Genomic DNA, 12,718 nt, shown 5'->3' with positions numbered 1-12,718 from the left:
TCAGTGCTTCCCCAGCAGTTCAGAGGCGGCCAGGGCGCAGCTACGGCCAGCGGTGGTGGCCGCGCGGCCATGCAGTTCGAACCAGTCGGTGGACAGACCACAGCCACAGCTGGCGCCGGGATGCAGGGTGGCGAGATCGCTCATGACCACCGCGTGCGCGGGGCTCGAAGAAATGTAAGGCGAGACAAAACTCAGCAAGCCCTGACGGCCGTAAGGCTGAACCGTAAAGTCAGCGGGATGGCGCACGAAAACCTTCGAATAGACCGGTACATGGAAACGGTGGTGAGCACATTCGAGATAAGGCACCGCATGCTCGACTGCGCCGTAGCCGTCACGGCAACGGGACATCTCGATGCCCAGTTGGCGGTGAATGCGTTCGTACAGTTGCTGGCGGGGAATCTCTTGCGCCGCGTGGGTTTTCCAGCCGCCGCCAAACAGCGTCAGCGAGCCTTGCGCCAGTTGCAGGTCAGCCACCCCGGTCGCCTGCATGCGTTGCAGGGTCTGCCAGAGAAAGGCCGGGAAGCCGAAGATCCGTACCGGCAAACCTTCTTCGGCGAAGGACTGCAAGGCTGCGATCACGCCAAAGCCGTCGAATTCATGACCGCCACCCGTTCGGCGCAGTGCGTAGGCCACGCGATTGACGGGCGCGAAGCCGCACAGAAACTGATCGGTGAATGATGTTCCCAGGCTGATGCTGCCCTCGGGTTCATAGCTCAGCAGCAGGTAGTTGCACGGCGTGTGCAGGGTGTCCCAGTCATAGTGCTGGAAGATCCGCTCGACCATGTTCTGGGCCGCGCCCAGGCTGCGCTCGTCGTAACGCATGCGGCTTTTTTCGCCGCTGGTGCCGGAGGAAGTGAGTTCCAGTGCGTCCGCTGCGGTGGAACTAAGCAACGCCTGGCGCTTGAAATAACTGGCGAAAATCGGCGGTAGCCGCGACCAGTCATCAAGGTGATCCAGGTCACCAACGATCAGGCCATTGGCGTTCAGCCAGTGTTCGTAGCCCGGAGTGTGCTGGCAGTGGAACCGGCTCATTTCGGCCATGGCCTGGTTAAACAGCCCGTCCGGCACGGAATCCGGGCAATAGGGTTGCGTCAGCGCGCAGAGTGCGTCGCTGTAGGGGAAGTGGTTCATCAGGCGTCCTTGTCGTTATGTTGAAGAAGCGGTGTCTGCCGGGACGTGTGGCAGAAACCGGTACAGCAGGGGCAGGCTGAGCAGGCCGCCCAGCGCCGCCCAAATAGCGAAGGATTCAAGACGGGTGCCGCCGCCGATCGCTGCGATCAACGAACCACCGACACCCATCACGGCAATCGAAATCATGCCGATCGCGGCAGACACCAGACCTTTGCTGTCATCGCTGGAAAACAGTGCCAGTCGGTACAAAGCGGCGTTGCTCATGCCCAGCCCCACGGCATACAGCCCAAGGCCGGTCATCAATCCGGCAAGCGAAAGGCTGGTCACCGCGGTGGCGATCAAGGTCAGCAAACCCAGGCAGAACGGCCAGAGCGCCAGGCGAATCAATTGCGGCAGATCCCGCGACGCCAGCAGTCGGTCGAGGATCAGATTGCCGACGATGACCGCCGAAAACACCGGAATCTGCCACAGCGCATATTCGCGCGTGGTCAGGCCCAGCAACTGGACAAGAAGAAGCGGCGCCAGTCCGATCCAGGCAATCAGCGGCAGGCTCATCAGACCCAAGGCCAGGCAGGTGCCGACAAACCGGTGATTGCGCAGCAGTGTCAGGTAGCGGCTGCTGATCTGGCGAAACGAGAAAGGGATCGGCGCTTGTCGACCTCCATCGTGGCGGACAACGCCGATCGTCTCCGGCATGCAGGCATACAGTCCGAGCCAGGTCAGTGTCGCGATCAGACCCAGACCGAGGAACAGCTCGCGCCAGCTCAGCCATTCCAGCAGCAGACTGCCGAGCAGCGGGCCGAGCAGGGGCGAAAGCAGCGCGACATTACCTAGTAACGCCATCAGGCGCACCGCATCGGCCTCGCAGAAGACTTCCTGAAGCGCGGGGTAACTGACCGCCACGACGAACCCCAGGCCCATGCCTTGCAACAGGCGCAGGGCGTTGAACACTTCGATGCCGGGCGTGGCGACAGCCGCCGCGCAGGTCACGCCGAACAGTGCGCAACCGCCCAGCAGCAACGGGCGCCGGCCGAACCGATCGGACAGCGGCCCGATCAGCCATTGCAGGCAGACACCGCCGATCAGATACAGATTGAATGCGTTGGGGATGTGAGCGGCCTCGGCTTCGAGATCCCGGGTGACGGTCAGCATGGCCGGCATGACCATGTCGCTGGCCATGTAGGTCAACCATTCGAACAGGGTGATGGCCAGACAGAAGCCGAGTGCCTGGAGTGGGGGGAGGGGGATGAGAGTTCTTTGCATGCGCTTTCACGGTCGTCGAGAGGGAGCGCAAAGGGTAGGGATGAGCAGGGATTGTTCCTACGCCATTGGTGTGACGGTCTATGACTCGGTTATGCGTGATGTTGCAAAGGGAGACTTTCTTGCTTGCAAAGGTGAAACGCCCTACGGCATTGATGGCCGAGCCATAAAAAAAGCCCACATTCCTGTGGGCATTTTTCCTGACGCTTAAATCCGTTGTTGCATTTGAATGGTTGGACGCTGGCATCCTTCCGGCGAAATGACTTAACGATGGTAGTAGTAGCCCGGGCCAGGCCCATAATGGCGATGATCGCCATGCCAGCCGCCGTGGGGAAAGATGATGCAGCCACTCAGGGTGAGCAGTGCAAGGACAGGAATCAGCCAGGTGATTCGACGCAGCATTTCAAGGATCCTCATGGTTAACGCCGTTTGAAGCCAAAGCTCTTCATCGGCTGTAACATGAGACCCCGTTTACCGCGGCGCATCCCCGTCAAACGGTATGCGCATGGCATCAACGCCGATACAAACCCGATACATTCCAACGGTTCAGGAACCTGTAATGACCCATAAGCAACGCTTGATATATTCGATTCTGATCGCCGTCGCCGTACTGCTGATCATGCTCGGCCTGTCATGGCTGCAAAACGCCGGCAAGCTTAGCGAGCAAACGTTCCAGTACATCGCCATCGGTGTGGCGGTGGTGGTCGTGGTGATCAACGGCGTGATGCGCCGCAAGGTCAAGCCCTGACGGCGTCTGCCGGGTGCTTCAATCGTTGTTGAGCACCGCGGCAGCCTGGGGATGGAGGCTGTAGCTCTTGTCGTCGTTGAACGTGATCACGCCTTCGGCACACAGACGCTTCAACACTTCACGAACGCTGAGGAAGGACAACGGAATGTCCAGATCCAGCAGTTGGCTATGCACGCCACGCACACCCAGACGACGGTCGTCCTCGGCGGCGACCAGCAGGGTGTCGATGACTTTGAGGCGAATCAGGCTGGTGCGCAGGCCGAAGCTTTTAAGCAGCAAACGGATGCGCTCATTGCCGTGACGCTCGATCCGTTGCCCGAATACGTCGACGTGCGAACCCATGGGCGCTCCTTGTGGGGTCTGGCTACCTTCCGATGGTAGGGGTGGGTTGTACATGCGATTACTCCTTTCAGAGCCTGATCAGGAAAGGTTTTTTGTGCTCTCTCTAAACAAGACGTTTCAGCTCGACAAATCATGAAGCGAAAAATGTAGAAAATTTGTCGCCGTTTTGTCTTTTCCCCGTGATTACGGTGCGAGAGGGCTGTATTACCGACTAAATTTTTTTTCCGCGGCTTCGTTTTCTGGACAGGCTCATTGCGCGTGACGCGTGGGTGATTTCAGAGCGAGCCGGGCCCGACGTGTTCACGGTGGCGGGCGGTTCGCTCTACGGCATTTCGATCAGGAGCGAGCGTGACTATTTCCAGGCAATTCACCGGACTGACCCTTGCCGGCCTGTTTCTCGGGCTGAGTCTGTCGGCGCAGGCGTTCAGCCCGTCCGTTCAGACCGGCGCGGATATCCGTCGCACAGGCTTTGGCGTACCGCACATCCGTGCGGAGAGCGAACGCGGTCTCGGATTCGGCATCGGTTATGCCTATGCGCAGGACAACCTGTGCCTGCTGGCCAACGAGATCGTGACGGTCAACGGCGAGCGGTCGCGGTACTTCGGGCCGGAGCAACTGACAGTCGAAGAGCGCGAGAACCGCGTCAGCGACGTGTTCTTCCAGTGGCTCAACACGCCGCAGGCAGTGAACGCTTTCTGGCAGGCCCAGCCGGTCGAAGTGCGTGATCTGGTGGAAGGTTATGCCGCCGGCTACAACCGTTACCTGGCCGAACGTCGCCAGCAGGGACTGCCGCAACAGTGCCAGGGTGAATGGGTGCGCGATATCGCCGCCGAAGACCTGGTGAAGCTGACCCGTCGCCTGCTGGTCGAGGGCGGTGTCGGCCAGTTCGCCGAGGCCCTGGCGGGTGCGACGCCGCCGCAGGCCACTGCGCAGATCGAAAGCGATGCGCGGGCTTACCAACTGGCGGACGCGCGCCAGCAACGCTTCGCGCTCGACCGTGGCAGCAACGCGGTGGCGGTGGGCAGCGAGCGTTCGTTCAATGGCAGTGGGATGCTGTTGGCCAACCCGCATTTTCCGTGGGTCGGCGGCATGCGCTTCTATCAGATGCACCTGACCATTCCGGGCAAACTCGATGTGATGGGCGCGGCGCTGCCGGGCCTGCCGATGATCAACATCGGCTTCAACCAGCACCTGGCCTGGACCCACACCGTCGACTCGTCCAAGCATTTCACCCTGTATCGCCTGCAACTCGATCCGAAGGATTCGACCCGTTACCTGCTCGACGGCCAGTCGTTGCCGATGAGCAAGCAGACGGTCGCGGTGCGGGTCAAACAGGCGGACGGTCAGGTCGTACCGGTCCAGCGGGATGTCTACAGTTCGCAGTTCGGCCCGATCGTGCAGTGGCCCGGCAAGCTCGACTGGAACAACCAGTACGCTTACAGCTTGCGCGATGCCAACCTCGACAACGACCGGGTGCTGAAGCAGTGGTACGCCATGAACCGCGCCGGCAATCTCAAGGATCTGCAGGATTCGGTGCACACCATTCAGGGCATCCCGTGGGTCAACACCCTGGCGGTAGATGACAAGGGCCAGACGCTGTACATGAACCTGTCGGTGGTGCCGAACGTCAGCGTCGACAAACTGACCAAGTGCAGCGACCCGCGCGCCGGTCTGAAAATGATCGTGCTCGACGGTTCCAACAGCGCCTGCGCCTGGGACATTGACCCGCAAGCTGCGCAAAAGGGCATCTACGCGTCTAACCAACTGCCGCAGCTGTTGCGCAAGGACTTCGTCCAGCACTCCAACGACTCGGCATGGCTGGCCAACCCGGCGCAACCGCTGACCGGCTTCTCGCCGCTGATCAGTCAGGACGGCCAGCCGCTGGGCCTTCGCTCGCGCTTTGCGCTGGATCGTCTGGCGACCCTGAGCAAAAAAGGCCCGGTATCGGTGCAGGACCTGCAACACATGGTGATGGACGATCAGGTGTTCCTGGCAACGCAGGTGTTGCCGGATCTGTTGAAGTTCTGTGCTTCCCAGCCTGATGCAGCGTTGAAATCGGTGTGCAGCAGCCTGAAGGCGTGGGACGGCCGGGCGAATCTGGAATCGGGCGTCGGGCTGGTGCATTTCCAGACCATCATGCAAGCGATGCAGGAATCGCCGCAGGCCTGGCGTGTGGCCTTCGATCCGAAGGATGCGCAACACACACCACGCGGGCTGGCCATTGAAAAGCCGGAAGTGGCCAAGGCATTGCGCGAGGCCATGCTGGCGTCGGCCGAGTCCGCCACCAAAATGGGCCTGACCGAGAAAACCCGTTGGGGCGATGTGCAGGTGGTCAGCAGTGGCGGCCAGCAAACGCCGATCCACGGTGGCCCGGGGACGCTGGGCATTTACAACGCGATCCAGAGCGTGCCCCGTGAAGACGGCAAGCTGGAGGTGGTCAGCGGCACCAGTTATCTGCAAGTCGTCACGTTCGACGACAAGGGGCCGCATGCCCAGGGCCTGCTGGCGTTCTCGCTGTCCAGCGATCCGGCGTCGAAGTATTCCCGCGACCAGACCGAGGCGTTCTCGAAGAAACAGTGGAGCGTGTTGCCGTTCACCGAGCAGCAGATCAAGGCTGATCCGCAGTATCAGGTGCAAACCGTGCACGATGATCTGGAAAAGGCGGGGAAAGTCGCGGCGCAGTAATCACCGGTAAACATCGCTGACAAGTGCCAAAGCAGAAGGCCGCTCCCTCACGGGAACGGCCTTCAGTTTTTTACCGGTTGCTGCGGCATCGGATTGATGACCGGATTGCCGTCCTTGTTGCGGGTCAGGAACACCGGCAGGACTTTGGGCAGGGAACTGGCGAAGCTGTTCAGTTCCTTGATGTTGTAGATCCCGCCGACCCGGATCGAGCCGGTCGAGCTGTCGGCGAGCATCAGCGGTTTGTCCAGGTAACGGTTGATCTGCGGCAACGCTTCGTTCAGCGACAGGTTGTCGAGCACCAGTTTGCCGCTGCGCCAGGCCAGCGAGTTGTCGTTGGCGTAGGTCTGGCTGATTTGCGGCATGTCGTCGCCGTGTTTGTAGCGCGCCTGCATCGAGGGGCCCAGACGCAAGCCGTCACCGGCCAGTCGGGAATTGCTGGTGACCAGCACGGAACCCTCGATCAGGTTGACCTTCACCTGATCCTCATACATCCAGACGTTGAAGCGGGTGCCGGTGACGCGAATCCTGCCTTCGGCGGCCCTGACAATGAACGGGTGGCTCAGGTCGTGGCTGACTTCAAAGAACGCCTCGCCTTTTTTCAGGGTGACGCGGCGTTCGTCCTTGAAGTTGCTGTAGGTCAGCTCGGTGTTGAGGTTCAGCTCGACCTGACTGCCGTCACCCAGGGTGACATGGCGGACGTTATCGGTGGCCGCGAAATGCTGATAGCTGTTGGGCAGCCAGCCGAGGTTCCAGCCGGTCCAGGCCGCCAGTGGCAAAGCCAGTGCGCAGACAGATGCCGCAACGGCGTACTGGCGCCATGAGCTGACGGGTTGGCGAATCGGCACAACCGGTGCGGGTTCCGGGCGCGGCAAGTGTTCAGCCACGTCCCAGATTTCCAGCATCGCCTCATACTCGAACGCGTGAAGCGGGTGTGCATCGCGCCATTGTTCGAACGCCAGCCGCTCTTCGGCGGTGCAGTCGACGGCGTGCAGACGCATGCACCAATGCGCGGCGGCATCGGTGATCGCATCGTATTCGGCTTCCGAGAGGGTGTTCTGGGTCATTGACTCATCCTGATTTCCCGCATTCTAACCTTGGGGGGGAGGTGTCGAGAACAACCGTCATGGCATTTACCCATCAAACTTGGAACTTTTTTTCCCTCAGACGCCCCAAAAAACAGGACGTCCCGCGAACATTAATCATAAATGGAGTGAAAAAATGATCAAAAGAACCTTGGCCGCTTTCGTCGCAACCGCCAGTCTCCTGAGTGCCGGTGCGGCGCTGGCCGACCGCCCGGGCGCTGGATGGATCACCATCGAAAAAGCCATCGAGATCGTCAAGACCAAGGCCGGTTATGTCGAGGTCTACGAGATCGAGGCCGACAACAACGGCTATTGGAAAGGGGAAGGGCGCAAGGCTGATGGCGTGGTGTACGAATTCCGTATCGACGGCGCATCGGGCAATGTCCTTCGTGACCGGAAGGATTGAATTCAACGCGGTTGAACGGAATGCGCAGGTATCGAGCCTGCGCATTTTTTGTGTGGATCAAGGGGACGATGCAACTTCCAGCTGCCGGCCCACTTCGCAGATCAGCAGCGCGATCGAATCGGCGTTGTGCAAGATGACACCGACGCGGGCATCCGATGTTTGTTGATCCATGAACGCATTGCGCGCCCCGTTCATGGTGGTGCTGTGCGTTTGCCTGAATATCTCCGCGGCCGTGGCCTCTTTTTCGGGAATTCTGTCAAAGTCAATCCAGACCGCGCGCTCCGGGTTCCATTCCGCAAACAATTGCGCCCGGGGAGTGGCCAGTGAAAGCGCCATTCTTCGTTCGTCCTGCAACTCCTGGAGCAGCTTGGCGCCGTCGGGTGTCACGGACGAAATCAGGTCACAGAAAGGCTCTCGCCCGCGTACGGTTGCGATATCCCAGGCGTTGCTCAGTTGATGGGCGAGTTCGTGGATCAGGGTTTCGGCTTGTGCGTGGCCGTCGATATCAAATCCAGGCGCAGTGACGGGCACGTAGTCCCCCAGGTCCTGGTCAAAAAAGTGCTGGGTGAAATGGACCTTGTTCTGCTGGTCGCCATCGAGGACAAACGCGATCACGTCGTGAAACCACCTGGTGGAGCCGACGATGAAGCGGTCGGTGTTGAGCAGATCGTCCGTCGGGTCTACCAACGCATTGCAGATCGGCAGGATCGCGGTCTTGATCCTGGACAGGATCTGCGTTGTGACTTTCGGGACATCAAAGAACTCCATGAGAAACCGGTTGACCCGTCCGCCGGGCACAACGTTGATGTCCAGGATGGCCAGGTTATGCAGGCAGTTGAACGCATAATCCCGGGCCAGTCCCACTGCACGCCCCAACACCCGGGCTTTTTCAGGGTAGCGCCGGGTGATTTCTTCCATACCGTGGGCTTCTATGTTGAGCATCGTGCGACGAATCCGAGTGTATTTGCTGTGCTCGAGCATTCGGGAAAAGGCTTTGCCGTAATGAACGGTCTGGCCCGGCGTGATCCGCACGATCCGTGAGTCGGTCTTGCGCAGTGACGGGCCGCGCTCTTCACCCTTTGCCAATTGCCAGTCCGAGCCGTTTTTGACGACCCTGTATACCTTGCCGTCCACCGCGGCATAGCTGCGGTTGTTGGATGTCTTCTGGTAAACGCCCTGGGTCGCACTGAAGGTGAGGTCCTTGAGCGCTACGTCGGTTGCTTCGAAAGGCTGCAGCAGTGTGCGTTGTGGCGAGGTCAGTTCAATTTCGTCCAGGGTCGGCGCAACAATCTTTTCGATCTGTGTGGCGCCGGCTGCGGTTGCCTGTTCGCCGATGTCGGTGACAACTGCGCTTTCGGCGGACATTTCCGGCAGAAGGCCGACGGTGACCATTTGCTCTGCGCCATCGATAAACGACTTCAGCGCCTTCTTCCAATGATGATTCTGCAGGGCCTCGGCCGAATCCTTGAAGTCATCGTAGGCTTGCCAGAGAAAGCGCCCATAGGCGAGTTTGCCTTGCAACATGTCCGCGACCTGTTGGATGTCATCACTGAACAGGACTTTGGCGTTCTCCCAGTCGGATTGGCCGTCGCTGTCGCGCTGAGAACCGAGCATCTGTTTCAACAGCTCGAGATTGTCCTGATACAGACGTTCCAGCAGGTTGCCGCCAATCGGGCGGTAGTCCAGCGTCATTTCGCTGGTCTGTCCCAGGCTGCTGGCAAGCAGGCTGCGGAAGGTCGCTCGCTGCGTCTGCGGCAAACGGCGAAGCAACAGGTCTTGCAGGAATCCCGGAATATTCAGAGCGGCAATCAGGGCCTTTTCGTCGAAGAATTCGTGAAATGCCTGCTTGGCAAACGGGGTATAGAGCAGCACTGGCCCCTTGTGGGCGGTGCCGGGTGCCAACACATACAGTCCGCATGCCTCGACGGCAGTAGCCCCGGCGGTCTTGACCAGGGACAGTGGACACACCATGGCGTGTGTGCCGGCGACGGCGGCACGGGCGATGGCATCCGGCATGTCCAGCACCTGGCGGATGTAACTGAACGCGGTTTCGGACAAATGCTGCTGCAGTTTCAGCGCGTGAGCATGCTGCAGCAATTGCCAGGGCAACTGACGGAAGAAAACCTGCTGCCGGGCGAGCCCGGCAACCGTAGTCGTCGCCAGTGCCTGAATGACTTTTTCGCTGTAGCGGGTGGGGATTTCGAGCGACAGCAGCAGTTGCCTGACGGCGCTCTGATCCAGCCCTTTGGGCAAGGCGCTGGCGTTGATCGACGTGACTTTGAAACCGGTGCCTTGGGCGATGTTGATGTGATTGAGGGCAAACTCGACCAGGTTGCGCGCAGGGCCGGCCAGGGCCAGATTGGGTGTTATCCGGATGTGGCGAGGATTGATCCGGCTATCGGGGAAACGGCTGTCGAGCAGTGATTTCAGGGTTTGTTCGACATGGGTGACCAGTGTCGGCACACCTGTCAGGTAGTCCTTGTCGTCGACGACGCTCTGGCGCCATTGCTCCATCAGTTCGACGTGCAGTTTTTGCTCCGCAACCGCCGCCATGCCGAGCCAGGCAGGGTAGTTCTGCTGTGCAGCGATTGCCCGGGCATGGGCCGTGGCCAGTTTCAGGTTGGTGTGAAAAGCCGGCTCACTCAACGCTGTCAGCGTCTTGCTGCGCCGGGCGGGATCCTTGACGCGGCTGCGCACCTGCTCGCAGCGCCCGAGAAAATGCTCGATGGCCGATTGCATGCGGTTGTGCAGCACGTTGTGTTCGATGAACTGAAACGCCCCCAGGGAATAGCGCTGATGCAGCTGAAACTGTGCAGGCAGAATGTTCTCCAGCAATGACAGGCGTTGCACGTTATGCAGCAGGCGTTGCTCGAGCCTTTGCCGGGCAACCGCGACGGTGTTGAATACTTCAAGCCCGAGCGCGGGTGTCCACAGTACCGCGCGACCGGAGTGCCGGGCGTCGAGGCCGCCACGCTCGGTCATCAGCAGGCAATGGGCGAGCGGCAGCAGGTTTTGCTGGCCGGCAGACTGCAGGGTGAGCCCATAGGCGTCCGGGCGAAAACCCTCCAGCGCCCGACGCAGCACGCGGGTCGGCTGGTCGGGGTTGACCACGGCATCGACGATCGCCCGCGCCGACGCTTGCAGCGTACCGTTCAATGCTCGCAGCCGGGCTTCGCCGGTCACCCCGAGAAACCAGGCATGGCCCAGGTTTGACTTGAGGTTTTCGAGAAACGGTCGCTGGACTTCCAGGGTTGCCATCGGTTGCGTCTTGAGTAATTCGCCGAGCGAAGCTTCAACGCTGCTGAACGTCTTGATCGCGGCACGCGCCTTGTCCGCCAGGACCAGGGACGGCTGTTGATTGCCCGACAACACCGGTTGCGTGCTCCAGCGTCCAGCGCTGTCGAACTCGAGCAGACGCGCATGAATCATCGAGCGAATGTCCAGGCTCTTGTCGAACAGGGCGTGCAGATTCACCGCGCCATCGCTGTGGCGAAACACCTGCAAGGCGTACTCGATGTTTTGCCGTTGCTTGGTGATGATGGATTCAAAGAGGATCTTGAAGACCTCTCCAAGGACCCGCTCTCCCGACACCTGCGGCTGATCGAAGCCAATGAAGCGATTGCGCTCGTCCAGGCTGAGCAGGCTGTAGAGTTCGTCTTCATGCCCCTTGGCCATGAACTTGCTCAGCAGCGTCTGTTTCAGATCGCTGTAGTCGGTGAGTACCTGCAGGCCCTGCACCGGCGTGTAAAGGAAGGCGTGGGTGCCGCTAATCATCAGCGAACCCGCCAGTTCGACGTAGTTGGCTTCACGTTCCCAGAGACGCACGGTTTCGGTCAATGGACGAATGGAGCCGTCGTTGCGGGGCCGTATCAACTGGTGCAGTGCGTTGAATTGCGGTGCATCGAGAATGCCGGTTTCGCGTTTGATCATCCATTCGGCGCGCGCCTGATCCTCGAGTACTTCGGCAAAAAACGTCCGACGCGACGAGCCGTCGCTGGAGGGCGCATCCCAATAGCGTTCCAGATGTTGAAACAACAGCGCCGACAGCTTGCCGGCAGCACTTTTGACGGCGTCTTCCCATTGCAGTTGGTCATCCTGAGTGGCCGTTCTGTCGGGGTGGGTGAACTCACGCAATGCAGCGGTCGGCCATTGCTGGTGGCGGTAATACAACAGCACTGCGTCGCTCAGGCTCATGGATTCGAGCCAATGCCTGTCGGGCGCCGCACGGTCGGAGCCGGTGGCGCCGTCCAGGGTGTAGAAGCCGACGCGGGTTCGGCTCTGCTGCAAGCTGCCGAAGTGCGGCTTGAGCAATTCGTCGAGAATGTTTTCCAGCAGGTGCGTCAGCGTCGGCAGTTTCTCCAGCTCCGTACGCATTGCCTGCGCATTCAACAACTGGCTCTGTTTGATCGCCTCGGTGGTCTCATCGAATACATCACCTTCGATCAGTGTGAACGACACGGAAATCTTTTCCGCGTCGAGCAGCCGTTTACGTTGTGGCAACGACAGGAGCGCAAACAGCGAGGTCTGGTCGTCGGCGTCGTTCAGGCTTTGCTCGAACTGTTGCTTCAAGTCGGCGCGGTCAGCGTATTTCTTGATGCCGTCGAAGGCGGTGTAAAGGATATGGGCCTGATTGACGGGTGTCTGGCTGAGAACAAACGCGCCCGGAAGCGGCACCGGGATTTCACTGCCAACGTTAAGCAGTACCCGCTCGGCGCGCATGGCCGGGGTCTGCTGGCTGCGCAAGTTGTGGGAGGACAGCCTGGCGTGGACGAGCCATCTGAATTCGTGTTCGGACAGACCGTGGGTCTTGCCCAGTTCGGTCCATAGTCCGGGGGAGTCGAAGACTTCGGGGAACAACAAGGGTTTGATGGGGGCTGACATGATCGAGTCTCGATGAGGGGCGCATGCGGGCAGGCGCCGGTGGGTCGAGACGCAAGGCTAGGGCGGGTGACGCTGGCGAAGGTGGTAGATAAATATTGCGGGGTTGACAGGCAACCGGCCGGCCATGGTTAATCCTCTGGCGGGTTGTTCGTTCGCTGTTGTTCCCTCCAATAATTACTCTGG

At 60.2% G+C, this 12,718-nt stretch carries 8 protein-coding genes; 3 read left to right on the top strand and 5 right to left on the bottom strand.

The features are described from left to right. Complete coding sequence (locus CAF90_RS04300; RefSeq protein WP_085604004.1) at positions 1–1,131, bottom strand: acyl-protein synthase; 1,131 nt, start codon at positions 1,129–1,131, stop codon at positions 1–3. A 15-nt stretch (positions 1,132–1,146) separates the two neighbouring features. Further along, entirely contained in the window at positions 1,147–2,394 is a 1,248-nt protein-coding gene (locus tag CAF90_RS04295; RefSeq protein ID WP_085604000.1) for an MdfA family multidrug efflux MFS transporter, read from the bottom strand. A gap of 556 nt (positions 2,395–2,950) precedes the next feature. Here CAF90_RS04295 and CAF90_RS04290 point away from each other — a divergent pair. After that, positions 2,951–3,139 (top strand): hypothetical protein, encoded by a 189-nt coding sequence (locus CAF90_RS04290; RefSeq protein WP_007957552.1) that lies wholly within the window; start codon positions 2,951–2,953, stop codon positions 3,137–3,139. 18 nt (positions 3,140–3,157) lie between these two features. Here CAF90_RS04290 and CAF90_RS04285 read toward each other — a convergent pair whose 3' ends face one another. Beyond that, the gene (locus tag CAF90_RS04285) at positions 3,158–3,535 is read right to left on the bottom strand and encodes a fe2+ zn2+ uptake regulation protein (RefSeq protein ID WP_045121840.1); all 378 of its coding nucleotides are present in this window, start codon (positions 3,533–3,535) and stop codon (positions 3,158–3,160) included. 294 nt (positions 3,536–3,829) lie between these two features. Between CAF90_RS04285 and CAF90_RS04280 the strand changes: the two genes are divergently transcribed. Then, positions 3,830–6,166 (top strand): acylase, encoded by a 2,337-nt coding sequence (locus tag CAF90_RS04280; protein ID WP_085603996.1) that lies wholly within the window; start codon positions 3,830–3,832, stop codon positions 6,164–6,166. 62 nt (positions 6,167–6,228) lie between these two features. Here CAF90_RS04280 and CAF90_RS04275 read toward each other — a convergent pair whose 3' ends face one another. Further along, positions 6,229–7,230, bottom strand: coding sequence for a FecR family protein (locus CAF90_RS04275; protein WP_085603993.1), 1,002 nt, complete (start codon positions 7,228–7,230; stop codon positions 6,229–6,231). 154 nt (positions 7,231–7,384) lie between these two features. Between CAF90_RS04275 and CAF90_RS04270 the strand changes: the two genes are divergently transcribed. Beyond that, on the top strand, positions 7,385–7,654 hold the full coding sequence (locus CAF90_RS04270; protein ID WP_085603990.1) for a PepSY domain-containing protein: 270 nt from the start codon (positions 7,385–7,387) through the stop codon (positions 7,652–7,654). 57 nt (positions 7,655–7,711) lie between these two features. Here the strand turns inward: CAF90_RS04270 and CAF90_RS04265 are convergent, their stop codons facing one another. Next, positions 7,712–12,535 (bottom strand): dermonecrotic toxin domain-containing protein, encoded by a 4,824-nt coding sequence (locus CAF90_RS04265; protein ID WP_085603986.1) that lies wholly within the window; start codon positions 12,533–12,535, stop codon positions 7,712–7,714. Between the last annotated feature and the right edge of the window lie 183 nt (positions 12,536–12,718).

Origin of the sequence: Pseudomonas sp. B37(2017) (assembly GCF_002112885.1) — a bacterium.
GTDB classification, from domain to species: domain Bacteria; phylum Pseudomonadota; class Gammaproteobacteria; order Pseudomonadales; family Pseudomonadaceae; genus Aquipseudomonas; species Aquipseudomonas paraglycinae.
Note: the sequence above shows the minus strand (reverse complement) of the source record. Positions and strands in the feature narration are given on the sequence as shown.